This window comes from Acinetobacter sp. NIOH-H-8, assembly GCF_046635365.1.
Classification (GTDB): domain Bacteria; phylum Pseudomonadota; class Gammaproteobacteria; order Pseudomonadales; family Moraxellaceae; genus Acinetobacter.
On record NZ_JBHDVN010000001.1, the window covers coordinates 45,749 to 70,501 of the forward strand.

Below are 24,753 nucleotides of genomic sequence, written 5' to 3' on the forward strand. Positions count from 1 at the left end.
ATGTCACAGCTTGCTTCCCATTTTAAGCACAATCAGTTTTGTATTTTGTTGGAATATTTAAGTTCTGCTAAGGGCATTGCTATACCAATGTCTTTAGCAGAATTTCCATGTGCGATCACTTTGGCAGATCGAGTGCATGCCGATAGTGATTTGCCACCACTTGAATGTGCGAAGACATTTCCTTCATCAGTGGAAAAAATCATCCATTATTCAGGGAAAGGTCGGGATATTACTGATTTTGAGACCTTCTTAAAATTAACTCAAGCTTCGGGACAAAAAAATTTACTGCTTCTCACAGGTGATAAGTTAAAAGGGCATACAAATGGTCAAGATGGAACGAATCGCACCCGATATTTAGAGTCTGTAAATGCGGTCATGGCCGCAAAGTGTTATGGTGGATTTCATATTGGTGTAGCTTTTAATCCCTTCAAATATGCTGAAGCTGAACGTGATGCACAATATTTAAAACTTCACAAAAAGATTAAAGCAGGAGCAGACTTTATCGTTACCCAATTGGGTTACGATATGGAGGCTTTAAAACAAGCCAAGGCTTTTTTAAATCGTCATCGATACCCACAAAATATACTTGCTTGTGTTATGCCACTTAGTTTGGCACGTGCCAGTTTTATGGTGAAACATAAGATCGCAGGAATTGTGATTACACCACACATGTTACGAGTGTTGGCTCAGGAAAAACAGGATGGACGAACTGAGAATGCTTATAAACGTTGTGCTATACAAATATTGATGTGTAAGTATTTGGGTTTTGCAGGTGTGCATCTTTCAGCATGCCATAAGCCTGAAGAGCAAAAGCTTTTAGAAAAATATATTGAACAATATCGACATTATGGTTTACAGGAACTCGAAGCACTCTGGAATGCACTGTGGCAAGTGGAGACTAAAAAGGAACTCGTGCCAGAATTAGCTTATTATTCCCGCCAACCATCCTCTAGCCAGCTTATTAAATATCAGCAATTGCATTTCATGCACAAGGCTCTATTTGAGTCCAAAATTGCCAAAGGTGTGGGGCATTTTATTTTTAAAGCCTCACTCTGGGAAAATACTCCTGCAGCAAAAGCATTGTTAAAAACTGAATTTATCTCTAAGCAAGGGGTTGTGGGTTGTGAAAGTTGTGGTCAATGTAGGTTAGGAGATACTTTATATATTTGCCCTGAAACTTGCCCCAAAGGATTGGCGAATGGTCCTTGTGGTGGTACGACATTGGATCGCTGTGAGTTTGGAGATCGTGAATGCATTCATTCTGTGAAAGCCCGACTTGCCAAAGCCGTGGGACAGACTGACGTTCTAAAAGAAAAACTGATTCCAACTGTACCCATTGAAGTCCGTGGAACCAGTTCCTGGAAAAATTGGTATCTGGCGACTGAAGCTTAGCTTTCATCATCCATGGCATTCGAATAAAATTTCACGCCCAATTTGATGCGATCACGACCTTGGCTCATACGCCAACGGTTGGTATCACGTAAGGAGTATACACAGCCACAATATTCTTGTTGGTAGAATTCTTCCTTCTTGCTGATTTCAAGCATACGAACAGCACCACCATTTTTACGCCAGTTGTAGTCCCAATAGGTGATACCTTCATAATGTGAAGCAGAACGATGCCCACAATCATTGATCTGCTTCATATCTTTCCAACGAGAAATACCCAATGAGCTACTAATTAGGCTGAAGCCATTTTCAGCTGCATAAAGGGCAGTCCGTTCAAAGCGCATATCAAAACACATGGTACAGCGAATACCTTTCTCTGGCTCATTTTCCATGCCTTTGGCACGTGCAAACCAATTGTCTGTATCGTAATCACAGTCAATAAAAGGAATATTATGTTTTTCTGCAAAGCGAATATTTTCTTCCTTACGGATTTCATATTCCTTGACAGGGTGAATATTGGGATTATAAAAAAAGATCGAAAAGTCGATGCCTGATTCAATTAGGGTTTCCATCACTTCACCCGAGCATGGTGCACAGCAGGAGTGAAGCAGAAGCTTGTCATGACCTGCTGGGAGAGTCAATTTCTGACGTTCAAGTTTGTTTGACATAGTTATATGGGTTTAAATCTAAACCCTATATTTTAACGATTTAATTAGATAGTAAAGATCTGATATACTGATATTTTCTAAGGTTAAGATGAAAGAAATTCACTAATTGAAATTTAATAAGAACTAAATTATATAAGAGAATAACTACAATAATGCTTTGGAATTAGAACATTGCAAGTTAATCAAGAATCATTGTATGAAGCTTTAAAATTAAGTGAAGAAATTATTAAGGCGTGTCCTCATTTGGCTTTGCACCAAATAAATATGCAGGCTATACGCATAGATTTATGATTGCGTGCTAGTTTATCAAATCGAGTTTGCAATAGCACGGAAATGTTTTGATCTCACAAAAGCGTTTTCAACTAAATATCTTAATTTATATAGATATTTATCAAATTCTTTATTCGATCTCTTACTGTTTGATCTCAATGGAATAATAGGAATCATATTCTTGTTCTTAGCACATATTCGAATGTGCTCAGCATCATATCCCTTGTCAGCAATGAAATATGTTGCCTCGCCTACAATATCAGTCAGTTGTTTTGCAACTTGACTGTCGTGGACGTCACCCCCAGTGATTTTAAAATCAATCGGTAATCCATTCGCGTCGGTTGCAAGATGTATTTTTGTTGTTTGTCCACCGCGTGATTGTCCAATTGCTCTTTCGAAACCATACCGAGCTCCACTTGCATGTTGATGCACGCGTATGTAGCTTCTGTCAATGAATACCCATTCTTGATCCAAGACGCCTCGTAATCTAAAAAAAATTTATCCCATAATCCCTTACTTGCCCAGCGATTAAAGCGATTGTAAGCAGTTTGCCAAGGGCAAAATTCTTGAGGAATATCGCGCCATATGGCGCCTGTGCGCAGTTTCCATAAGATGGCTTCCATGATATTTCTACTGTTTTTTGAACAGTAACAACCATGTAATCGCATAGTATCCTGGATTTGCTGCCAAATATCATCAGTGAGAAGAGTACGTGCCATTGAAAAAATATAGAAATGAAAAGAGCTTAAAAGAGGATTATAAGTATTTAAAACCAATTCTTCAAATGAGGCCACGCCCTAGTAATTTTTTAGAAAGAAAGAGTTTAAGAGATGGTATTAGCACGAACTCTCAATTTCTAATTAAACGACAACCTTTTGTATACGAATATGCGTCTAATAAATATTATGAGCTAAAATATTCAAAAATTACGTCAGATATTTTTTCTAGAACAAGAAAGTTTGTAGACGGAAAAATTGGAGATTTAGTACCATTATCAGCACAAAAATTTGCATCTGTTTATGAGAATTTAACGTCCGAAAATTCAGAGGATTGGTCAAATGCTGTTCATAGTTGTAGGCAAATATTTCAAGATACTGCTGATGTGATTTATCCTGCTAGAGAGGATAAGACTATTAATTTAGACAATGATAAAACTAAAATTATTAAATTAGGTGTGGATAATTATATAAATCGAATTATTGCATATGTTGATGAGCAGTCAGACTCTAAAAGATTTGAGGAAATCGTTGGTTCACAGATGAAATATTTGGGCGAGCGGTTAGATACTATTTTCAAAGCTGCTCAGAAAGGTTCTCATGATATTATTACTTCTAGGCAAGAAGCTGATCATTATGTTATTTACACATACTTGATAGTTGGAGATTTATTATCTTTGGTAGAGTTGCAAAAAACATTATTAATTTCAGATAAAGATTTTAGATAGCCGCTTAACTTACTGAATAACTAAAAATCCTCAGAATCTTTAATTTATTAAGATGAGTATTTCTCATCTTAAGCTGAATTTATATCGTTTTACTCACTTTCTTATTCACGTTTAAATAAAGCCATTCAGAAATTTAGCTTTTTATAAAATTTTTAGGTGGCAATCTCCATGAGTACAGCATTTGAGTGTTCAATTAAACGTATCCGTTTTGATGAGAATTATACACCAGCAGAAAGCACACGTTTAACCACAAACTTTGCCAATTTGGCACGTGGGGAAAGTCGTGAAGAAAACTTGCGTCGTACCCTTGCGATGATCAACAACCGTTTTAATAGCTTGGCAACCGTTGATAACCCGAAAGGTGATCGCTATTCACTTGAGATTGACATCATTTCTGCTGAAATTGATATCGAAGGTAATGGTCAAACTTTCCCATTTATTGAAACACTGAAAAGTGTAGTGATTGACCATAAAACAGGGGAGCGTATTGAAGGCATGATCGGCAATAGCTTCTCATCTTATGTGCGTGATTACGACTTCAGCGTAGTATTGCCTCAATTGGGTTGTGGTGTAGGTGAAAAACCTGAAGATTTTGGAGATCTACATGGTAAATTGTATCAACATTTGGTGAATTCAGATGTATTTAAGGCAGAATTTACCAAGCCACCTGTGATTTGTTTAAGCGTTTCAACCTCTAAAACCTATTACCGTACGGCAAACGTACATCCTATTTTAGGTGAGGAATATACCAATGATGAATATTCACGTACCGATGAATATTTCGCCAAAATGGGCTTACGTGTACGTTACTTCAGACCGGAAGGTGGTAATGCACCATTAGCATTCTATTTCGCTGGCGACTTAGTCCGTGATTATACTGATTTTGAATTGATCAGCGCGATTGCAACCATGGAAAGCTTCCAAAAAATTTATCGTCCTGAAATTTACAACACCAACTCTCCGGCAGGTGTGGAGTATCAACCAAGCTTGAGCTATGGCGATTATTCACTTACACGTGTGGTCTATGACCGTGTGGAACGTGGTGAGTTAGCGGTTAAGCAAGGTAAATGGACAGAAGAAAACTTCATCAAACCATATCAAGATATTTTAAATGAATGGGCAGCAAACTTTAAGGTCGAAACAGCTGCTTAAGACATCGAATTGACACACAGACTGACGAATTTTAGAGAAAGAAGATTAGACATGGCGCTTACACAACCGAAACTTTTACTCCCAACTTCAACTGCGGGTAGCTTGCCAAAACCGTCTTGGTTAGCTGAACCTGAAAAATTATGGTCTGCATGGAAGCTTGAAGGCGAAGAATTATTAGAAGCTAAACGTGATGCTTTGAAATTATCATTACATGAGCAAGTCACTGCAGGTATCGATATCGTGAGTGATGGTGAGCAAACCCGTCAGCACTTTGTAACCACGTTTATTGAACATCTTGAAGGTGTAGATTTCGAAAAGCGTGAAACCATGCGTATTCGTAATCGTTATGATGCAAGTGTACCTTCAGTTGTGGGTGAAGTTTCTCGTAAAAAAGCAGTGTTTGTAGACGATGCGAAATTTTTACGCAGCCAAACCAGTCAGCCAATTAAATGGGCGTTGCCTGGTCCAATGACCATGATTGATACACTTTTTGACGGACACTACAAGAGCCGTGAAAAACTGGCTTGGGAATTTGCCAAAATTTTGAACCAAGAAGCTTTAGAACTTGAAGCAGCAGGCGTAGACATTATTCAATTTGATGAACCTGCGTTTAACGTATTCTTTGATGAAGTGAATGACTGGGGTGTACCAACCTTAGAACGTGCACTTGAAGGTCTAAAGTGTGAAACTGCAGTTCATATTTGCTATGGTTACGGCATTAAAGCCAATACAGATTGGAAACAAACTTTAGGTAATGAATGGCGTCAATACGAAGAGTCATTCCCGAAACTACAACAATCTAAGCTCGATATTATTTCACTTGAATGCCAAAACTCACGTGTACCAATGGATTTAATCGAATTGATCCGTGGTAAGAAAGTGATGGTGGGTGCAATTGATGTGGCAACCACTCAAGTGGAAACTGCAGAGGAAGTAGCAAATACGCTACGCAAAGCATTGCAATTTGTTGATGCAGATAAACTGTATCCTTCAACTAACTGTGGTATGACACCGCTATCTCGCCAAGTGGCACGTGGCAAACTTGAAGCTTTAAGCGCAGGTGCTGCTATTGTTCGTAAAGAGCTAGAAGCTTAATCAAACGTAGTCTCGTGCGAAGCAGAACAAATCATCGCAAGGTCATTTGTCCAGCTTTATGCACGAGCACGTGATATGTACATTTGAGATGAAAGAGATGATTGAAGCAACAGACTTTAGAAATGCAATGTCTTTACTCACCACAGCAGTGAATGTCATTACAACGAAAGGTGAAGCAGGGATGCATGGATTTACTGCATCTGCGGTATGTAGTGTGACCGATACCCCGCCAACCTTATTGGTCTGTATGAATCAATCCTCTCGTTCACATGCACATTTTGTTGAAAATAAAGTCTTGGCTGTAAACGTATTGAGTTCGCAGCATGAACAGCTTTCAAATGCCTTTGCTTCAAGTAAACTCAGTTCTGAACAGCGTTTTCAACTGGGCGAGTGGGGCGGTTTAGAGACAGGCTCGCCGATTTTGCAAAATGCTTTGGTCAGTTTTGACTGTGAGATTCAAGATATTCAGCAAGTCGGTACACACAGTGTTTTCATGTGTCGTGTTCTTAAAGTTCAACAAAGCGATCAAGAAGAAAGTCTGGTGTATTTTAACCGTGCTTATCATCAAGTGGGTCAATTGGAACACGTTTAACCCAATGCCTTAATTCCTTCATCTTTTTAAAAGTTAGTCTATTGTGGAACTTATAACCTTTTTAATCATCGGTGCTTTTGCTGGTTTTGCGGCAGGGCTGTTTGGTGTCGGCGGTGGTACGATTATTGTACCACTGCTTTTTATTGTCTTTACCCAAATGGGCTATGACCCCGATGTGGTTATGCACCTCGCATTAGGCACATCTTTGGCAACCATTGTTGTAACCTCGATTAGCTCATTGATGGCGCATCATAAAACTGGTGCTGTGATTTGGCCTGTTTTTAAAAATCTAGCGCCACCTATGGTAATTGGTTGTTTTTTTGGGGCAGGTATTGCTGGTTTGATATCAGGATTACATCTACAAATCATTGTTGGCTTATTTCTGATTTGGGTCGCATATACGATGTTTACAGGTGCCAAAAAAGCAATTGACCCAACGAAAACGTTACCCTCATCAGGTCAACAAGTTGCTGCAGGTAGTGTGATTGGGGTTGCATCAGCAATCTTTGGTATTGGTGGTGGAAGTCTGACGGTTCCATATCTGAATCGCTATGGTGTGGTCATGCAGAAGGCTGTTGGAACATCTGCGGCGTGTGGGTTACCGATTGCGGTTGCAGGTGCATTAGGATTTATGCTTTTTGGCATGAATGCTGAAATCAATGTGCCGAATACTATTGGTTATGTTCATATTTATGCCTTCATTGGCATCAGTATCATGAGTTTCATCACTGCAAAATTTGGTGCGAAGGCTGCACATGCCTTATCGCCAGTAATGTTGAAGAAATGCTTTGCCCTTTTATTGGTCATTGTTGGATGCTTTTTCCTTGTGAAAGGATTCATTTGATATTACGCAATGATCATTCATCATGTTAAATAGCCTGCTTCATGTGGGCTTTTAATCTTTGCTTTTAATGTATCCTTACAAGGACAATGATTTGAGTTTCTCCCAAGATGATCGAATTAAAACACTTAAAAATGCTTTCAGCTTTAAGAGAACATGGTTCTTTAGTCGCAGCTGCGAGCGATCTTTGCATTACACCTTCGGCGGTATCTCATCAGCTACGTGAGCTTGATCAGTGGATGGGTATTGAGGTCGTGAACCGCAAGACTCGGCCTATTACTTTTTCTAATGTTGGTCAACGTCTACTAAAACTAGCAGATGAGATTTTGCCACAAGTACAAATCGCACAAGCTGATATCAGTAGAATTCTGCATGGTCAAACAGGTCGAATCACATTTTCTTCTGAATGCCATAGTTGTTTCGATTGGCTTATGCCACTATTAAATCAGTACCGTATTCAATATCCAGATGTCGATTTAGACTTTGCATCAGGATTTGAAGCGAATCCACATGAGTTATTGCAAAATGGCGAATTTGACTTACTGATTACAGCAGATCCAATCGCTTTAAAAGGTGTTGAATACTTTCCGGTATTTGAATATGAATCGCGACTTGTTTTATCAACAACCCATCCATTGGTACGTGTAGAACAAATTACCGCTCAAGAGTTAGCTGAAGAAACACTGATTACTTATCCAGTGGATAAACATCGTTTAGATATCATGTCGAAACTATTTATTCCTGAAAATATTCAACCTAAAAACATTCGAACCACTGACTTAACCCAAATGCTGATTCAGCTTGTGGCGAGCGGACGTGGTATTGCAGCGCTACCTGATTGGGTAGTAAATGAATATGAAGCGAAAGGCTGGGTCACGTCACGACGTCTAGAATGTGTTTCACCTGAAGGATTACGCCGAACCTTATATGCAGGTTTTAGAACGGATGAAAAACAGAGAGACTATTTTGAAGGGTTCTTAAAGCAGCTTGAACGATTTTCTAAGAAACGAAATAGCTATTATGTTTAAATCTAGGCTTTTTTCCTTTACTTCAGGGTCAAAGGAATGCTAAAAAGTGTACAGTAGATTTGTATGTTATTCACCAATGGCTTTGTTGCACAAAGATTTCATAACTATATGATTTTAAAATTTTTGATTATTTTTTGATCCAAAATTAAATTTATTTAAATCAGATGCTTACATATTTATGCAACAAAGCCGATTTGAAATTAAAATATGTCTGAGTTTTTGTAGTTCTCAGATTATTTTAAGTCATTTTTAAGGTTCAAATTTTAGGCTAAAGCATATTAAAGTCTTCGAACTTAAAAAATGCTTAAACTGACTTCTTTTCCAAGCCTTCTTCAAATCAAACCAATTCGTTTAGCAAGATTTAATCTGATGCTCGCTATTTGGTTGGGATTAGTTTTGAATTTTTCTTTTTATCAAAACATTCATCAACTGACGCCCCATAGCAATTTCAAAGCATGGGCATTATTAGCTACGACAGTCTTGGTTGTTATTGGCTTTTATTATTTGGTATTACAATGGCTTATCTGGAAGTGGAATGCCAAAATACTAGCCAGTATTCTGATCATTCTGGGTGGCTTTAGTGCTTATTTTGTTAATAGTCTAGGTGTAGTCATTACCCCAGACCAGATCCAGAATATGTTACAAACTGATGTTCGTGAAATTCGGGATCTTTGGTCAATACGATTAATTATCTGGACATTGGTATTTGTCATTTTCCCACTCTTTATCGTGTGGATACTTAAAATTCAGCCTGTATCATTGGGGCGTCAATTGTTGCATAAAAGTTTGAGCAGTGTACTTTCACTCGGATTAATACTCAGCTTATTATTCTGTTTTTATGTCGATTATGCTGCCATCTTTCGTGAGCATCGTGACCTGAAAGGGATGATCTCCCCACAAAACAGTATTGCATCTACATTATCCTATTATAAGAAAAAAGCCCCTAAAGCAAATTTGCCATTGGTGACCTTTGGTGAAGATGCACATCTACTTCAGCAGACTCAAATGCAAAGCAAACCTAAATTGATGGTGCTAGTAGTAGGGGAAACTGCACGTGCTGAGAGCTTTGCTCTAAATGGCTATGCACGTAATACAAATCCTGAACTGAGCAAACTGCAGGTGATAAATTTTAATCAAGTCAGTTCTTGCGGAACTGCCACAGCTGTTTCAGTACCGTGTATGTTTTCAGGGATGACACGTCAAAACTATGATGAACAGTTGGCTAGCCATCGTGAAGGATTACTAGATATTGCTCAGCGTACTGGTTATCAAGTGACTTGGATTGATAATAATTCTGGCTGTAAAGGTGCCTGTAACCGGATTCAAAATTATCAAATTCCCACTCAACTGAAACAAAAGTGGTGTGATGCTGAAGGTGAATGTTTTGATGAAATATTGGTAGATAGTCTGAAAGATTATTTGTCACATCTCGATAAAAATAATCAAAAACCACAGTTGATCGTTCTGCACCAAATGGGCAGCCACGGTCCGGCTTATTTCAAACGCTCCAAATCACCATACCAACCTTTCCAACCAACCTGTAATACCAATGCCATTCAGGGCTGTAGCGCCGATGAGCTAAAAAATAGCTATGATAATTCTATTGTCTATACAGATTATGTCCTTGCTCAGATGATCAAAACGTTGCAGGATCAAAAACAATATCAAACTGGTTTCTGGTATCTGTCTGATCATGGTGAATCTACCGGAGAACATGGTCTATATCTGCACGGTGCCCCTTATAGCATAGCACCAACGCAACAGACCCATGTTCCAATGTTGATGTGGTTTTCAGAGTATTGGCAACAGTACAATACCCAGCAGGTCAACTGTCTCAAAGCACAAACCGGTAAGATGCTCAGTCAGGATAATCTGTTCCCGAGTTTATTGAGTTTGCTGGGTATAAAAACGCAAGTGATTGAAGCTAAAAATGATATGCTTGCACAATGCTCATCATCATTAAAGAACAGAGCTTGAGATGCATAAAATATTGATTATTGAAGATGACTTCATGATTGCCGAGTCAACTAAAACATTGCTCAAGCTCCATCAATTTGATGTGCACTGGGTCAACAATGGCATTGATGGCTTAAAACAGCTACAACAGCAACATTATAATATTGTCCTGCTAGATCTGGGTTTGCCAATGATGGATGGTATGCTGGTACTTAAGAATATCCGTCAAAAGTTCCCAAGTTTACCTGTCCTGATTATTTCTGCTCGAGATCAGCTACAAAACCGGGTAGATGGACTGAATGATGGGGCAGATGATTACTTAATTAAACCTTATGAATTTGACGAGCTACTGGCACGTATTCACGCTTTAATGCGTCGAAGTGGAAGTATAAATATTGAGAAAGATACTAATAAGAAGTTATTACACAGTGGTTTGGAATTGGATATTGAGCAACACATCGCATTATTTAACGGACAGGCTATCGAATTATCTAATCGAGAATGGTCTATTCTCACCGCACTATTAACGTATCCAAACAAAATTTTTTCTAAAAATGATTTAGAAGACAAACTTTATGATTTCGATAGTGATGTAAGTAGTAATACTGTGGAAGTCTATATTCATCATCTGCGGGCCAAATTAGGGAAAGACTTTATCCGGACGATTCGTGGACTAGGATATCGCTTAGGGTAAAGCATGATGAAAAAACGCTATTCCTTGCAAAAACGTCTAATTATTTATATTTCATTGTTTAGCGTAGTATTAGGCTGTGTACTAATCTTTGCGGCATACCGGATTGCACTTGAAGAAATTAATGAAGTCTTGGACAAACAGATGCAAAGTCTCGCAGAGCGCATTGCAGAAAATCATCCTGAACCGCTACAAAGCGAGATTGATTTAGAAAAACAGTATAGTGAAGAAGATTTATTTGTAGATATTTGGTCTTATACAGATACTACATTACATCCACAGGATGTTTTGGTTGCATCGGTCAAGAAAGCAGGATTCTATACACATCAAACCCCATACGGGACCTGGCTAACTTATATCATTCCTGGAGACCAATTACAGATCCAAGTAAGCCAGCAAAAAAATGTCCGGCAAGATCTAGCATTGGAGCTCGCAGTGAATATGTTTCTCCCTTATGTACTATTTCTTCCTTTTGCTATATTCGGTTTAAGCTGGGTAATTCGGAGAAATTTTCAGCCTCTTATTGATTTTAAAACAGAATTGGCCAGCCGTAAGGCTCAAGAATTAAAACCAATTGAAATGAAAGAATATCCTTTGGAGCTAGAACCGACCATTCAAGAAATGAATTACCTGTTTGGCCGTATTTCCTTAGCCCAACAAGAGCAACGTCAATTTGTAGCAGACTCTGCACATGAACTACGTACACCACTGACAGCTTTGAATTTACAGTTGCAGATCTTATTACAGCAATTTCCACAAAGTGATGCCTTGCACAACTTGAGTCTGGGCATCTTAAGGATGCAACATCTGGTAAATCAACTGTTAAGTCTGGCTAAACAGGATGTCACAGAAGGTTTAACTGAGCCTGTACAATCCCTGTCTCTGAATCAAATGACAGTCGCCTGCATTGAGCAGTTGATCCAGCTGGCACTACAAAAAGAAATTGATTTAGGAGTAGAACAACAGCAAGAATTGTTGATTCAGGGTCAGGCTTCAGCCCTACACTCGATTATTTATAACCTGATTGATAATGCAATTAAATACAGCCCAGAGCATGGCGTGATCAATGTATCGATATTGCAGCAAGGTCAACAGGCGATTCTACAGATAGAAGATAGTGGAGCAGGGATTGATCCAGCGCAATTTAACCAAATTCGTCAGAGATTCTATCGGGTTCATAACCATGCTGAAATTGGTAGTGGTTTAGGTTTATCAATTGTGGATAAAGCAACTGAACGTTTGGGCGGTACTTTAGAATTTTCAAAAAGTAGCAGCTTAGGTGGTCTGTGTGTACAGGTGAAATTTGCCTTGGTCGAAGCCTAACTAGATAGACTTTTGTCTTTTAGGTATTTAAGGCTGTTTGATGCTAGCGAGCAAGGAAGCGTTTTTTTCAACTGGCATTTTGTGGCTAAATAAAACATAACCAATGATATTAATGCACCAAGTCACCCAGCCAGTCCACAGGTTGTGACTCAGGAAATGTGCCCCCCGCATCATTTGTGCCCAGCCCATAGCGAAGCCCAAGATCGCTGCAGCGATTAGAAAAAAATAAGCCCGCTGACGGTTTACAGTGCGATAAACAAAATAGCCTGTCATTAATGCAAAACCACTAGATGCATGTCCACCAGGAAAACAATGTCCAGCGGTAGCACTGAAATCCCATAAAAACCCATTAGATGTAGGTGTTACCATATCCCAAGGACAGGCATGAACTGACTGGGATTTGATAATTCCGATTATCCCAGTTGTAAGCACTACCATTATAAAGAAATAACCTAATTCCCAACGTCTCTTATGCCAAGATTGCCATTTTAGTGCGACCACCCAACCAATGAATAGCACTATATAAACTAGAATTAACAGATCTTTGATATAACGATGATTCAACTCTGCCAGTGCCCAATCTTGCCGGAGGGGAAATTGTCCCTGACCATCGATAAATGGATAGATTAGTTTTAAATCAATGACTCCACCCACATCAAAAAAATTCCAGAGAAGCAAAAAACTGAAACTCAGTAGCAATATTTGATTCAGTAAAAAACGAGAGCGTTCGGACGACATTTTAAATATTCCATTCTTGTCGTTGTAGCAGAAATGAGATCAAAACGAATGACCGATTAAAATGATGCCCCAAGTTACGGTAATTAAACTGAGTGCGACAAACTGGGCGGCACTGCCCATATCCTTAGCATTTTTGGATAACTCATGCTGTTCTAGGGAAATACGATCCACTACTGCCTCAATTGCTGAGTTAATCAGTTCAACAATCAGTGCTAGCAGGCACACAGCCACCATGAGTGCTTGCTCAGCTAGACTCTGTGATATCCAAAAACTAAGAGGAATCAAAATCAGGTTAATCAGCACGATCTGCCGAAAGGCTGCTTCAGTTCGGAAGGCTGTTTTAAGGCCGGTCGCGGAATAACGAGTAGCATTGAAAATACGTTGTGTTCCGGAAGTACCTTTGTAGAGTGAACGATCGGGGGACATAGAAGTGATTCAGTTAAGACGAGATTTGATTAATTTAAATTTTTAACCTTAAAACTCCCTTAAAAATGGATGTTTATTTGATTGTTTTGGCGCAAAAAATGGCTTAACCCACTTCAATGGTTTTTAATGTCTTGAAATGCTCTAAGGTATCCCTCATTACACATCTTCTTAAACATCATCAAAAGTACTAATATCATGATTAGACTTCTTGCGTTAGTCAAAATTTAAACAGCCCAGAGCTACATTTTATAAGGTTTTAGCCAATTTAAAAATTAGGTAAAACGATACTTTCGCAAGAGGTCTATTGTTCAAGGAGTAGGTCAGCTATTTGGTTAAGGTACTCGAGTATTTTTGTCATTCAGAATCGACTCATTAATCCTTTGTTTTTCCCTGTCATTTTCTATCTTAATGGCTAAAGCTAATATAATTATTATGATAAGAATGCTTATTTTGCCCTTCATTTGTATACTTCTATTAGAAATAACTTAATAAATATTAGCATCTCAGCTCGAGATCTTAAAGTAGGATTCAAACCATATTTTAAATCGAGTCACTTTGCACTTAATGCAATACGATTCTTGAAAAATTCTAATAATTAAAAATTTAATCAAACGAGTGATTTGAAAGTCAAAAGATTTAAAAATTCTACAGCATAAACTTGAATAATGCGATGATCTCGAACGTCTTGCAGAACTGCAAGACGTTGAATTTCCTTGTCAGACATAGTGATCAACATCTCTAATTTATATCCAGTCCATGATGGTAAAAACCATCATAAACTAGACATTTTTATTGGTGAGAATATAGACACTTTAAATGGTTTCTAACAATAGAAATTTCGCATAACAACCATTATGTTAAATGGAGAAGGTTAATGCCTTTTTAACTTAATTATTTGCATACTTGTATAAACTAATTTCATTTCGGGTACGAATTTTTGAATATAATTTACTTTTATAGTCATATGCTGGATATTCATTGTTAAGGCTGCTTCATAATCAATTAGGGATCTTAATCGCTCCCTTTATTTTTATTGCTTCTCTAACAGGGTTACTTTATGCATTAACACCTCAAGCTGAAAATTTTATCTATAAAGAACAGCTTTTTGCAGAACATTTCCCTAAACAAAAAATACTACCGCTTAGCCAACAAGTTTCATCTGCTTTAACTATTTTACCCACTAATGCAAAAATATTTGCAGTTAGAACGCCCATAACTCCTGAACATACAACGCGTATTCTCTATCAATTACCCCACCAGGCTAATATAACCAAAGCAATCTTTATAAATCCCTATACTCTGGATGTGCAGGGTCAGCTTCCTGTTTATGGGACAAGTGGTGTTTTACCTTTAAGAACTTTTCTAGACGAGCTACACCGCAGTTTATTATTCGGTGAATATGGTCGTGTATATAGTGAATTTGCAGCAAGTTGGTTAGGAGTATTTGCTTTAACAGGACTGATTCAATGGTGGAACTACCGTAAAAAAAATAACAGAGCTCACTCACGGCACCTTAATATCAAATGGCATTATATTATCGGTTTAACTGTACTTCCGATGCTATTTTTCTTTTCTATCACAGGCTTAACTTGGTCAAAATGGACTGGAGCAAACATTGCAGAACTCCGGCATTTATTGAATAGCGACACACCAAGTTTAAGTCTGACATTAACGCCAACAACTCTAAATGTAGTGGACCCTCATGCTGAACATCATATGCATATCGATATGTCAGAACAGCGTGTTTCGAACACATTAAATCTTAAAGATTTCGATCGCATTTTAGCAATTGCCTATCAAAATGGATTGAGTGCACAAGCATTACAAATTAAACCAAGTTATCGTACAGACCGTGCATGGTCGATAGAAGAAATGGACCATCGCTGGCCTATTCAGATCGATGCCTTAGCTGTAAATATGCAAAATTACGATATCATTGACCATTTAAGATTTAATGATTTCCCATTGTCTGCAAAGCTGACACGTTGGGGGGTAGACCTGCATATTGGTGTTTTATTTGGCTTAGTGAATCAACTGATATTAGTTTTTTCTGCCATGCTGATCTTATTACTATTGGTTTTTTCTTATCGAGCATGGTGGGCTTATCAACGTCCGTTGCATACCTTGCGAAGATTTAATCAAGAAGTATGGAGAGAATGGAAAAGCTGTACTTACTTCCAAAAGATTACTTACATCAGCATTTTAATTGGACTCTATTTTTTAGTACCTGTATGGGTCATCAGTGTGCTGTTACTACAGTTTACTGTAATGCTGATTCATTATTTAAGTAGTAAAAAACGTCATGAATCCTAGAGATATATGACGTTAATGCTGATTTTTTTTATTTAAAAATCAAAATTTAAACTCAACTTTGCTTTAAGCGGCTCACCTGGCATTACCCAATAGTTGGTATAGCTTGCGACGTAGTAATCTTGGTTAAATAGATTATCAATATTCAGTTGCGCACGTAGGTCTGGTCGTAACTGTAAATACCCCCCAATATTAACGATAGTAAAATCAGGAAGACTGGTTCCATTATCAATATAATTTGCACTGCGTTTACCGTAGTAATTAATATTGCCAACCAAACCAGCATCGTAGCCTACAAGATCAAATTGATAGTCAGTACTTAAATTTGCAGTATGCTTTGGAATATTTTTAAGCCTTGCGCCTTTATCCTCAACTTCACTTTCTACAATTTCAGCATCAGTATAAGTATAGTTAGCATTAACACGTAGGTTGTCAGTGAATTGATGTTGTAGTTCTAACTCAATCCCCCGGCTCTGTACTCTCCCGCTATCCACATAGCTATCAGTAATGCCTTCAGTGAGTAGATGTTGTTTTTCCATATCAAAATACGTTAAACCGAACCAACTTTGAGGTAAAAATTTATATTTACCACCCACTTCCCAACTTTCTGTTTTCTCTGGTTCATACAGCTCATTGTCCTTATTCAACCCTGTATTAAGTTCAAATGCCTTCCCCCAGTTACTATAAAAAGACAACTGCTCAGTGGGCTGAAAATTTATCCCTGCACGTGGCGTAAATGGTGTAAATGCTTGCTCTGATGTATTTCCAGTTCGATGATCATCAATTTGTTGTTCCAAACGATTAAAACGTCCGCCTATTAGTACATTCCATTGATCACTCAAGAAAATTTGATCTTGAACGTTAAACCCCAACATATTTTGGGTTTCTTTTGTATCTTTGGTTATTCGGGTTAATGGAAGAATATTTTGACCATAAACAGGATGATAAATATCTATCTGACTCGAAGCCCCAACAGCACTCCGACGTTGCAGTTGATCAATCGTATAATGCCCCGCTTCGACATTTGTAACTAGTTCATGTCTGATTGCACCAGTATCAAACTTACCTCTTAAGATAGATTGAAAGTTTGTCGTGTCTGTCTCAAATTGACGAGAGCGGCGGAATCGATTTGCCGTTCTTCCATCTGACGCAATGGACGAAATTTCGGTTGATGTGCCTGCACGTTCACCATGGTTATAAGTGATTGCAGTTGTATTGTTCCAATCATCATTAAATTCATGGTTTAAACGGAGTTGATACATTTGATCTTTGATCTCAATATCACCGTCGTTTGGCTCACCTAAAAAGGTTTTCTTGTTGACTGGGAATTTCCCATTGACCATAGGTACGCCACGATCAAAAACGCCTTTAGACTCTGAAAATTCAGTATCAAGATTCAATTGGGTTTGCTTAGAAATTTTCCATGCTAATTGTGGTGCAATGTAATAATGCTGATTATCAACATGATCACGGAAGCTTTGATTCTTTTCATAAGCAAGCCCAAGACGATAAGCTAAATCTTGATTAATCGCCCCCGTATTATCTAAGTCTGCTCGATATTCTTCGAGTGAACTTCCGCTGAAGCTTGAGCTTCCTTTTTTCTGCCACTCAGGTTGTTTGGTGGTGATATTCATGATCCCACCAATTGCGCCTTGCCCATACATCGCAGCCATGGGACCCTTTAAAAAATCAATGGCTTGTATATTTACCATATCTCGCGGAGTATGAATTCCACTCACAGAACTTAAACCGTTGCGCATATAAATGGTGCCCATATTGGGATCAGTGCTAAATCCACGGAAGGAATAGTTATCCCAAAAACCACCACCATAACTGTCTTGATAGACCACGCCATTCACTAAGGACAAAGCATCATTAATACGCTGAATATTATGGTTTTGAATATCTTCTTTTGAAACATGTGATTTGGTAAATGGTACTTCCAATAAATTGTGGTTGAACTGTGTAATCGCTTGAGAAGAAGAATGACGTTCATCCTGCTTTTCAGCAGTTATGGTGATGATTGGTAATTGAGATATTTCTGACTGTACGTCTGTTCCAGCAGCCGAGCTATGTTGTACATTCAAGCCATAAATTAAAATACCTAGCATTAGACCGCATGATATTTTTAATATTCGACTACCCATATAAATCTGAGTATGTGAAAAAACAATGACACCGTTTCCTTGAAGAAAAGGGTTTAACTTGAATTGAACCATTTCAGTTCCTTTAATATGTAAAATTCCATGAAAATTTCTTAAATATAGAAATTCTCTTTTAAAAATTATTTAGAATTTATACAAATAAAGGTGGGGCTCTCCCCTGAGGATTGAGAAATAATCTCTGTAAAACAAAAAAGACGTGCTTGAAGTTTTTCTGGAATGTGAGTAAACGAATTTGAAACCGTTGAAAAACTTCTGTGATTCCTAAGTTTAGATGGGAAACCAAATGTCCATAGACTGTACAAAAGATACAGTGATCATCGACTGTATGTTTATGTAAATAATCTGAGTGATGTGCTTTTTCTATTTTATATACTTGTTTAATTGTGGAATGCTTATGATGGCTAATATTGGTAGAGGTTTGTGCTTTAACTACTAATTCAGCAATAGTGACGCATACTTGAGCAATCTGAATTTTCTCAGGTAACAGTGGTTGCAGAAAAACTGCTACATGTATAAGCATCGCCGAAAAAGAGAGAAGCACAGATACTCTCAACCTAATCTCACCTAAAATTATGAGCGCGGAAAAGCTAACACAAGTGTAAGCCCTGAAGCAATTTTATTGTCGAGAAATAATTAGGGTGTGTTGACACTTTTAGCTTAAAAAATAGCGAAGTAGTAAAATCAAATCACCAAACCCAATTTTACTATTCGCTATGCCTCGTACCATGCTGACAGATCAACACTGGCAAAAGTTGAAAGTTATTCTGCGTAATTTATCCATTCACCACAACTCAAATTTACGCAATTTTATTGAAGCTATTCTCTATAGAATTAGAACAGGTTGTCCGTGGCGAGATATTCCTTCTTGTTTTGGTCATTCCAACTCTATTTTCAAACGTTTTAATCGTTGGTCAAGCAGCGGTAAGTTACGTAGATTATTCAAATTACTAGCCTCATGCCCCGATATGGAATGGATTTTTATTGATGGCTCTCATGTACGTGCTCATCAACATTCTGCCGGCATAGCGAATCAATCTATTTCTAAAAGTGTAGGAGGAAACTCCTCAAAAATACATAAAAATACATTTGATTGTTGATGCACATGGCAATCCTATTGATTTCATGATTACCGATGGAACCACACATGATGTTAAAGTTGCGCCAGAAAACGAATAGCCCATCGAACAATGACCATATGGACTGGTATTTATATAAAATCAGGCATTTAGTTGAAAATATGTTTTGTAGATTAAAGCAATTTAGAAGAATAGCTACTCGATATGACAAGCTCAAAAGAAATTATCAAAGTTCTGTTGCCTTAGCCTGTATATTTTTATGGTTACCTTTATAGGGTTAATTATGAACAGTAAGTGTCAACAGACCCTAGATTAATTGAACGAATAATTCCTGATAAACCAAGAGCTCTAAGCAGAAATACAGATTGAAAAAAGATGGCCTATAGAAAATACTGAATAGTAAATAAATGCAATGTTATAACATTTCTTTTGATCTTCAGTCTTTACGTGTTAAAATGTGTACACCAGTTCTAATCTTGAATTTGGATTTGAACAAGATTTTAAAGTGATTCAATACACTAAATCTAATTTGGGTCAAAATTGGGTCAGTGAACTTTCTTATTCAATAAAATTACTTTAGAATTAATAGGTTAGGATTTGAGTTCAATTGACGCCACCCCACCAAAATTCTTTTTATAAATCAACCACTTACATAAGTGTCTTTTTTATTTTCATATATTTATTATAAAAATATAGCTTACTTCCAGTTGTTAGACATTGGCTTCAATTTATATCCGTATTTAGGACTTCAAGACTGCGGTTTAAACTTTTAATAATAATATCTATATATTTTTCAATGTCATCTTTAAAAATCATATATTGCAAGGCTAAACCGTAACTTAACGAGATGAGTTCAACAGTTATATTCTCAATACGCTTCTGATCGAACAATTGCGTTGCTGGAATGAGTCTGCTTAAAATTCTGGTGACTTCATCTTGATGTGTCTGCCAAATTTTTTGATATTCCAATGCAAAAGCTTGATCACGAGCTGCATATAATTGCAGTTCAATGGATATTTTTAACCATTCAAAATTATTAAAAAAATCACTAAGCCAAATCCGGAGTCCATCAATAGTATGATCAATATTTGAGTCTTCTGTGGATATTATTTTCTGAAGCTGAATATTTTCCTTTTCAAACTGTAATCGCATTAATTCCAATAAAAAATCTTCTTTGTTGCTGAAATTAGAATAAAAAGCCCCTTGAGTATAATTGGCATGCTTGGAGATATTTCTAATAGAAACTGCCCCATAACCATGACTGGAAATGAGTGAAAATCCAGATTCAATGAGCGCCAGACGGGTTTTAAGCTGTTTTTCATCGCGTGAAAGTTTTGCTGGATTCATAAGATAAAAGAAATGAGATAACAGTTGATATCTTAAATTTTATACGATAAATTTGCTACTTGTTTTCAGATATCACTTGTAATTTGAAAAATATGGTTCAATTATAGAGATTGTTATGAGTTTGAGTACAGATAAACAAATCGTTGTTATTGATGGGCATCCTTCAAAAACCAGTTTTAATGCTGCCTTAACCGAAGCCTATGTATCCTATCTGGTAAAGTCCAATGTACAGGTTGATTTGATTGAAGTAGGGCTCTTGCATTTTGATCCTAATTTGAAACATGGCTATGAAAAGAGAATGGAGCTCGAGCCGGATTTAAAAGAGGCTTGGAAAAAAAATTCAGCTTGCTGATCATTTGGTCTGGATTTTTCCAGTATGGTGGGGCGGACTACCTGCAATAACAAAGGGTTTTATTGACCGTGTATTTTTGCCTCGTACTGCTTTTAGTTATGTGGAGAACAGCCACCGTATCCAAGGGCATTTATTCAATAAAACAGCCAGAATCATCACCACATTGGACCAGCCGGGCTGGTTCTATAAATGGTATTATGGTGAACCGAGTACTCGGCAGCTGAAAAAAACCACCTTAGCGTTCTGCGGTATAAAAAAGATCAAGACGGCTTATATTGGTTCTGTTCGCGGTTCAAGTGAGCTAAAACGTGAAAAATGGTTAAGACTAATGGAAAAGTATGCCAAACAGGATGCAGCGGTTTAATGGCCTGGAAAGCCTGCTGATCAAAGAAGAGCAGTTTTTGAATGATAAAAGATTTTTTTTATTGCGATTGATAGGTGAAAATTTAGATTAAACATTCACCTACCAGCCGGGCTGATTCTGTCAGCAAGATTTATTTTATCAGCTTGAGCATTAAATATTGTCGCTCAAGTTTATTCTATTTTGTGAAATTTTTCTTTGTGAATCTTTACCCCAATTGAATTTTTGTGCACAGATGCCTAATCCGACAATAAAGAGCGCAAGCAAGCTGGTATAAGTCACTTCTTTGAAATATGTTCCTTCAACCAGCATGGTAATCAGGGCACCAATAATAAAGAAGATTGCCAGATAAGTCAGCCAAGGGAATAACCACATTTTAAAGTCAATCACTTGTCCTTCCGCTTCTAATTTCTTACGCATACGTAATTGAGAAAAGGCAATGGTGAGATAGACATAAAGTGCCGCTGTACCTGTCGCTAACATAAAGATGTCGTAGACATTCATACTTTCAGTGGCAGTCAGGTAGGTTGCCAATAAAGCGAATGATGATGACACCAGAACACCCATCCAAGGACTACCATTACGGTTGATTAAACCAAAGCTTTTCGGTGCATCGTGACGTTTTGACAATGAAAACAGCATACGTGAACAGGTATAGAGTGCAGAGTTAAAACAACTACACACTGAAGTGAGGACCACAAAATTGACAATGTGTTTTGCTTCCGGAATACCGAGTGCAGTTAAGGTCACACTATAGGTTCCCCAAGTTGGGTCTTTGAGTAGTGGATTGTTATGTGGAATAAGGCAGACCGTAATAAGCATTGAACCGACATAAAACAACATGATACGCCATACCACTGAGTTAGATGCTTTGCGGATTTCACGTGCAGGGTTTTGTGATTCTGCGGCAGCCACCGTCACAATTTCAGCACCAATGTAGGCAAACATAACCCCGAGTAATGCCGTGATTACCGCAGAGAAACCATTGGGCATGAAACCTTCAGAGGTTAAATGGGTAATACCTGACACACCTGCTTGGCTCCACGGCCATAAGTGCATAATTGCCAAGCTACCAATGACTAAGAAAATAACAATTGCGATCACTTTGATCAGGGCAAACCAAAACTCAAATTCGCCATAGTTTTTGACATTTTGTAAGTTAACGACAACCAATGACACAATAACTAGGAGCATGTAGCCCCAGATGGGGATAAACGGAAACCAGCTGTTGAGGATTTTACCTGCGACATACGCTTCCCAGCCCATCAGTAATGCCCAAGAACACCAATACAGCCAGCCAATGGTAAAACCTGCCCAGCGGCCAATTGCGCGATCAGCATAAGTTGAGAATGAACCGCTATCCGGGTTGAGAACGGCCATTTCACCCAGCATGCGCATGATTAATAGAATGAGCAATCCACCAAAGGCATAGGCCAAAATTGCAGCGGGACCTGCCGAGTAGATTACATTACCAGAGCCAATGAACAGTGAGCCACCAATTACCCCGGCAATCGAGATCATTGTAAGATGACGTGACTTAAGTCCACTTTTTAAGCCGTGTGATGAATCGCGCGTGGAGACATGTTGATGTTCTGCCATATAATTTCCCTTAATCTCCATAGTGCAACAGCAATAGAGCTCTCTACCTTGTGTACACTATCTATCCTTTGAAACTGTAACCGAATTCGCAATCACTTCATTAATTTTAAGTTAAACTTAATAAAACCGATGTTTCTATAAACACAGGAAAAATCACACTTAGATTACAAAACTGTTACATGCTGTGTATGTATGCTGCTAATTTCTCTTTTTTGTTATCAGGTGACGAGAGCCATTTTTTAGCTATTGAAGGGAGCCAATTGCGTTAAAAAGGTGAAAATTACCGAAAGAAATGTTTACAGAAAAATAAAGACTAAATAAAATGAAGGGGCCATAAAAGGTTTTACTCCTTGTTTAAAAACAGGCCGAGAATATATTAATTTTAAAAATAAAATTTTAATTAGAATCGAAATTTTACTAATTTAAAGTATGAATTCCATTGTCGCGCAAGCATTTCAACAGTACGCCGAAAGCCACCAATATTTCTTGTTCGCTCACGCAGGCGAAACCGAGCAGTAATCCTTTCTGCCGGGTAGAATAGTGCTTGGTATAGTATTGCGACAGGGCTCTGACCTTAATACCTTGATCAAGTGCATTCGACGCAATCAGGACATCATCACTGCTGCTTGGCAGTTTTAAAATCAGGTGCAGGCCTGCTGCCGTGTTGTATTCGTGCAGAAAATCTTCACCTAAATGGCGGTGAATTAAATCAATCAGAAATGCATGGCGTTTACTGTAGAGTAAGCGCATGCGCCGGATATGCGCCTCATAATGGCCTTCACGGATAAATTCTGCCAGTGCCTTCTGATCAATTAAATGTCCACCGCGATAGAGTTCTGAGGCCACAATGCGCAGCGGGGAAAACAGTTTCTTCGGAACCACCAGATAGCCGATACGCAGTGCAGGATAAATGGTTTTGCTGAATGTGCCCATATAAATGACCGGGGAATCAGGTTCCAATCCTTGTAAAGACGGATAGGGCTGGCCTGAAAACCTGAATTCACTGTCATAATCATCTTCCACAATCCAGCTTTTATGCTGCCGGGCAATTGCTATCAGCTGTTTGCGCCGTTCCAGGCTGAGATGTGAACCTAGGGGATACTGGTGGGAAGGTGTAACAAAGATCAGCTTAGGGGGTACTTTCGGATCAAGATCAGGAATAATGCCTTCCTGATCGACCGGTAGTGAACGCAGATTGACCCCGTTAATGCGCAAAATATTGCGGGCGCCCCAGTAGGCTGGGTCTTCGATCCAGACTTCATCTCCAATGTCGCTCAAGGTACGCGAGACTAGATCAATCGCCTGATGCGTGCCTTCGGTAATAATGATTTGATTGGCATCGCATTGTACCGAACGTGCAATTTTCAGATATTCCGCAAGTTCTTGGCGCAGTTCCAGACAGCCGCCGGCATTGCTGTAAATCAAGCGGGTAATTTCTGGTTCACGGCTCAAACGGGTCTGAATTTTGCTAAAAATGTGATGCGGAAACTCTGTCACATCTGGCGCACCAGGGACAAAGGCACCCCATTGATAAGGCGAAGCTGCTGAATAGCCGATTAAGTAAGAACCGCGCTGGGACAAGCTGTAACTTTGCTGAGATTTTTTTTCTTGAATAGGGGCGTTGCTATTTTCCGCCTTGACTAAAAAGGATTCAGGCAGTTTATCTGTGACCCAGGTGCCTTGTCCTGTGCGGGCATCGACATAGCCTTGTGCCTGTAATTGTTCATACGCGCTTAATACCGTATTGCGGGAAACCTTGATCTCTTTGGCCAGATCGCGGGATGCCGGCAGACGAGTCTTGGGTGCCAATACGCCATCAATTATGGCATTGCGCAAGCAGCGAAATAATCGCAGCTGCAATGTTCCATCGATATCTTGCTGTAATCGCTGCAGCAAATAGTCTCCAAGCAAGCTACGCAATTGGCTCTCT

The 24,753-nt window shown here is 38.5% G+C and carries 20 protein-coding genes and 3 pseudogenes; 14 read left to right on the forward strand and 9 right to left on the reverse strand.

Annotated features, from left to right (window positions below):
* Positions 1 to 1,392, forward strand: coding sequence for a methylenetetrahydrofolate reductase C-terminal domain-containing protein (locus tag ACEWB7_RS00245; RefSeq protein ID WP_411580309.1), 1,392 nt, complete (start codon positions 1 to 3; stop codon positions 1,390 to 1,392).
* Here ACEWB7_RS00245 and ACEWB7_RS00250 read toward each other — a convergent pair.
* Both ACEWB7_RS00250 and ACEWB7_RS00255 read right to left on the reverse strand, forming a co-directional pair.
* Positions 1,389 to 2,057 (reverse strand): epoxyqueuosine reductase QueH, encoded by a 669-nt coding sequence (locus ACEWB7_RS00250; protein WP_004647714.1) that lies wholly within the window; start codon positions 2,055 to 2,057, stop codon positions 1,389 to 1,391. The two genes, ACEWB7_RS00245 and ACEWB7_RS00250, sit on opposite strands and share 4 nt — an antisense overlap.
* 239 nt (positions 2,058 to 2,296) lie before the next feature.
* Positions 2,297 to 3,046 (reverse strand): annotated as a pseudogene (locus ACEWB7_RS00255) (IS5 family transposase).
* On the opposite strand from ACEWB7_RS00255, the gene ACEWB7_RS00260 reads away from it, so the two are divergent.
* The 9 genes from ACEWB7_RS00260 to ACEWB7_RS00300 all read left to right on the forward strand — a co-directional run bounded on the left by ACEWB7_RS00260 (position 3,040) and on the right by ACEWB7_RS00300 (position 12,449).
* Entirely contained in the window at positions 3,040 to 3,771 is a 732-nt protein-coding gene (locus ACEWB7_RS00260) for a hypothetical protein (RefSeq protein ID WP_411580310.1), read from the forward strand. The pseudogene ACEWB7_RS00255 and the gene ACEWB7_RS00260 overlap by 7 nt on opposite strands.
* Positions 3,772 to 3,939: 168 nt before the next feature.
* Positions 3,940 to 4,923, forward strand: a complete 984-nt coding sequence (locus ACEWB7_RS00265; RefSeq protein ID WP_034705603.1) for a putative oxygenase MesX — start codon at positions 3,940 to 3,942, stop codon at positions 4,921 to 4,923.
* Positions 4,924 to 4,974: 51 nt separating this feature from the next.
* On the forward strand, positions 4,975 to 6,018 hold the full coding sequence (locus ACEWB7_RS00270; protein WP_004281804.1) for a methionine synthase: 1,044 nt from the start codon (positions 4,975 to 4,977) through the stop codon (positions 6,016 to 6,018).
* Positions 6,019 to 6,115: 97 nt separating this feature from the next.
* Positions 6,116 to 6,610 (forward strand): flavin reductase, encoded by a 495-nt coding sequence (locus ACEWB7_RS00275; protein ID WP_034705604.1) that lies wholly within the window; start codon positions 6,116 to 6,118, stop codon positions 6,608 to 6,610.
* Between the two features lie 43 nt (positions 6,611 to 6,653).
* Positions 6,654 to 7,454, forward strand: coding sequence for a sulfite exporter TauE/SafE family protein (locus ACEWB7_RS00280; protein WP_034171263.1), 801 nt, complete (start codon positions 6,654 to 6,656; stop codon positions 7,452 to 7,454).
* Positions 7,455 to 7,561: 107 nt separating this feature from the next.
* Complete coding sequence (locus tag ACEWB7_RS00285; RefSeq protein ID WP_034705598.1) at positions 7,562 to 8,479, forward strand: LysR family transcriptional regulator; 918 nt, start codon at positions 7,562 to 7,564, stop codon at positions 8,477 to 8,479.
* Positions 8,480 to 8,779: 300 nt separating this feature from the next.
* On the forward strand, positions 8,780 to 10,456 hold the full coding sequence (locus ACEWB7_RS00290) for a phosphoethanolamine transferase (RefSeq protein ID WP_288689179.1): 1,677 nt from the start codon (positions 8,780 to 8,782) through the stop codon (positions 10,454 to 10,456).
* Position 10,457: 1 nt separating this feature from the next.
* On the forward strand, positions 10,458 to 11,129 hold the full coding sequence (locus ACEWB7_RS00295; RefSeq protein ID WP_411580311.1) for a response regulator transcription factor: 672 nt from the start codon (positions 10,458 to 10,460) through the stop codon (positions 11,127 to 11,129).
* Positions 11,130 to 11,135: 6 nt separating this feature from the next.
* Complete coding sequence (locus tag ACEWB7_RS00300; protein ID WP_288689180.1) at positions 11,136 to 12,449, forward strand: ATP-binding protein; 1,314 nt, start codon at positions 11,136 to 11,138, stop codon at positions 12,447 to 12,449.
* A 27-nt stretch (positions 12,450 to 12,476) separates the two neighbouring features.
* On the opposite strand, the gene ACEWB7_RS00305 is transcribed toward ACEWB7_RS00300, so the two are convergent.
* The 3 genes and pseudogenes from ACEWB7_RS00305 to ACEWB7_RS00315 form a co-directional block, all read right to left on the reverse strand.
* The gene (locus ACEWB7_RS00305; protein ID WP_411580312.1) at positions 12,477 to 13,187 is read right to left on the reverse strand and encodes a phosphatase PAP2 family protein; all 711 of its coding nucleotides are present in this window, start codon (positions 13,185 to 13,187) and stop codon (positions 12,477 to 12,479) included.
* Positions 13,188 to 13,226: 39 nt separating this feature from the next.
* Positions 13,227 to 13,613 (reverse strand): diacylglycerol kinase, encoded by a 387-nt coding sequence (locus ACEWB7_RS00310; protein ID WP_411580313.1) that lies wholly within the window; start codon positions 13,611 to 13,613, stop codon positions 13,227 to 13,229.
* 596 nt (positions 13,614 to 14,209) lie between these two features.
* Positions 14,210 to 14,349: pseudogene (locus ACEWB7_RS00315) on the reverse strand (ISNCY family transposase); the annotation flags it as partial.
* Between the two features lie 242 nt (positions 14,350 to 14,591).
* On the opposite strand from ACEWB7_RS00315, the gene ACEWB7_RS00320 reads away from it, so the two are divergent.
* Positions 14,592 to 15,926: a PepSY-associated TM helix domain-containing protein gene (locus tag ACEWB7_RS00320; protein ID WP_411580314.1), complete on the forward strand. Its 1,335-nt coding sequence runs from the start codon at positions 14,592 to 14,594 to the stop codon at positions 15,924 to 15,926.
* A gap of 32 nt (positions 15,927 to 15,958) precedes the next feature.
* On the opposite strand, the gene ACEWB7_RS00325 is transcribed toward ACEWB7_RS00320, so the two are convergent.
* Complete coding sequence (locus ACEWB7_RS00325) at positions 15,959 to 18,034, reverse strand: TonB-dependent receptor (protein ID WP_411580352.1); 2,076 nt, start codon at positions 18,032 to 18,034, stop codon at positions 15,959 to 15,961.
* 767 nt (positions 18,035 to 18,801) lie between these two features.
* Here ACEWB7_RS00325 and ACEWB7_RS00330 point away from each other — a divergent pair.
* Positions 18,802 to 19,458, forward strand: a pseudogene (locus tag ACEWB7_RS00330) (IS5 family transposase).
* A gap of 429 nt (positions 19,459 to 19,887) precedes the next feature.
* On the opposite strand, the gene ACEWB7_RS00335 reads toward ACEWB7_RS00330, so the two are convergent.
* Complete coding sequence (locus ACEWB7_RS00335) at positions 19,888 to 20,511, reverse strand: TetR/AcrR family transcriptional regulator (protein WP_411580315.1); 624 nt, start codon at positions 20,509 to 20,511, stop codon at positions 19,888 to 19,890.
* A 115-nt stretch (positions 20,512 to 20,626) separates the two neighbouring features.
* Between ACEWB7_RS00335 and ACEWB7_RS00340 the strand changes: the two genes are divergently transcribed.
* Entirely contained in the window at positions 20,627 to 20,863 is a 237-nt protein-coding gene (locus ACEWB7_RS00340) for a hypothetical protein (RefSeq protein WP_411580316.1), read from the forward strand.
* A 4-nt stretch (positions 20,864 to 20,867) separates the two neighbouring features.
* On the forward strand, positions 20,868 to 21,227 hold the full coding sequence (locus ACEWB7_RS00345; RefSeq protein WP_411580317.1) for an NAD(P)H-dependent oxidoreductase: 360 nt from the start codon (positions 20,868 to 20,870) through the stop codon (positions 21,225 to 21,227).
* A 150-nt stretch (positions 21,228 to 21,377) separates the two neighbouring features.
* Here the strand turns inward: ACEWB7_RS00345 and ACEWB7_RS00350 are convergent, their stop codons facing one another.
* Both ACEWB7_RS00350 and ACEWB7_RS00355 read right to left on the reverse strand, forming a co-directional pair.
* Positions 21,378 to 22,823, reverse strand: a complete 1,446-nt coding sequence (locus ACEWB7_RS00350; protein WP_411580318.1) for an amino acid permease — start codon at positions 22,821 to 22,823, stop codon at positions 21,378 to 21,380.
* 417 nt (positions 22,824 to 23,240) lie between these two features.
* Positions 23,241 to 24,743, reverse strand: a complete 1,503-nt coding sequence (locus ACEWB7_RS00355) for a PLP-dependent aminotransferase family protein (protein WP_411580319.1) — start codon at positions 24,741 to 24,743, stop codon at positions 23,241 to 23,243.
* Positions 24,744 to 24,753: the final 10 nt, after the last annotated feature.

What these genes read in the sequence shown, in the direction of transcription:
- ACEWB7_RS00300 (WP_288689180.1), top strand. Translation starts at nt 11,136, where the DNA reads ATGAAAAAACGCTATTCCTTGCAAAAACGTCTAATTATTTATATTTCA.
- ACEWB7_RS00305 (WP_411580312.1), bottom strand. Translation starts at nt 13,187, where the DNA reads ATGTCGTCCGAACGCTCTCGTTTTTTACTGAATCAAATATTGCTACTG.
- ACEWB7_RS00250 (WP_004647714.1), bottom strand. Translation starts at nt 2,057, where the DNA reads ATGTCAAACAAACTTGAACGTCAGAAATTGACTCTCCCAGCAGGTCAT.
- ACEWB7_RS00335 (WP_411580315.1), bottom strand. Translation starts at nt 20,511, where the DNA reads ATGAATCCAGCAAAACTTTCACGCGATGAAAAACAGCTTAAAACCCGT.
- ACEWB7_RS00310 (WP_411580313.1), bottom strand. Translation starts at nt 13,613, where the DNA reads ATGTCCCCCGATCGTTCACTCTACAAAGGTACTTCCGGAACACAACGT.
- ACEWB7_RS00295 (WP_411580311.1), top strand. Translation starts at nt 10,458, where the DNA reads ATGCATAAAATATTGATTATTGAAGATGACTTCATGATTGCCGAGTCA.
- ACEWB7_RS00270 (WP_004281804.1), top strand. Translation starts at nt 4,975, where the DNA reads ATGGCGCTTACACAACCGAAACTTTTACTCCCAACTTCAACTGCGGGT.
- ACEWB7_RS00340 (WP_411580316.1), top strand. Translation starts at nt 20,627, where the DNA reads ATGAGTTTGAGTACAGATAAACAAATCGTTGTTATTGATGGGCATCCT.
- ACEWB7_RS00325 (WP_411580352.1), bottom strand. Translation starts at nt 18,034, where the DNA reads ATGCTAGGTATTTTAATTTATGGCTTGAATGTACAACATAGCTCGGCT.
- ACEWB7_RS00275 (WP_034705604.1), top strand. Translation starts at nt 6,116, where the DNA reads ATGATTGAAGCAACAGACTTTAGAAATGCAATGTCTTTACTCACCACA.
- ACEWB7_RS00290 (WP_288689179.1), top strand. Translation starts at nt 8,780, where the DNA reads ATGCTTAAACTGACTTCTTTTCCAAGCCTTCTTCAAATCAAACCAATT.
- ACEWB7_RS00245 (WP_411580309.1), top strand. Translation starts at nt 1, where the DNA reads ATGTCACAGCTTGCTTCCCATTTTAAGCACAATCAGTTTTGTATTTTG.
- ACEWB7_RS00350 (WP_411580318.1), bottom strand. Translation starts at nt 22,823, where the DNA reads ATGGCAGAACATCAACATGTCTCCACGCGCGATTCATCACACGGCTTA.
- ACEWB7_RS00285 (WP_034705598.1), top strand. Translation starts at nt 7,562, where the DNA reads ATGATCGAATTAAAACACTTAAAAATGCTTTCAGCTTTAAGAGAACAT.
- ACEWB7_RS00265 (WP_034705603.1), top strand. Translation starts at nt 3,940, where the DNA reads ATGAGTACAGCATTTGAGTGTTCAATTAAACGTATCCGTTTTGATGAG.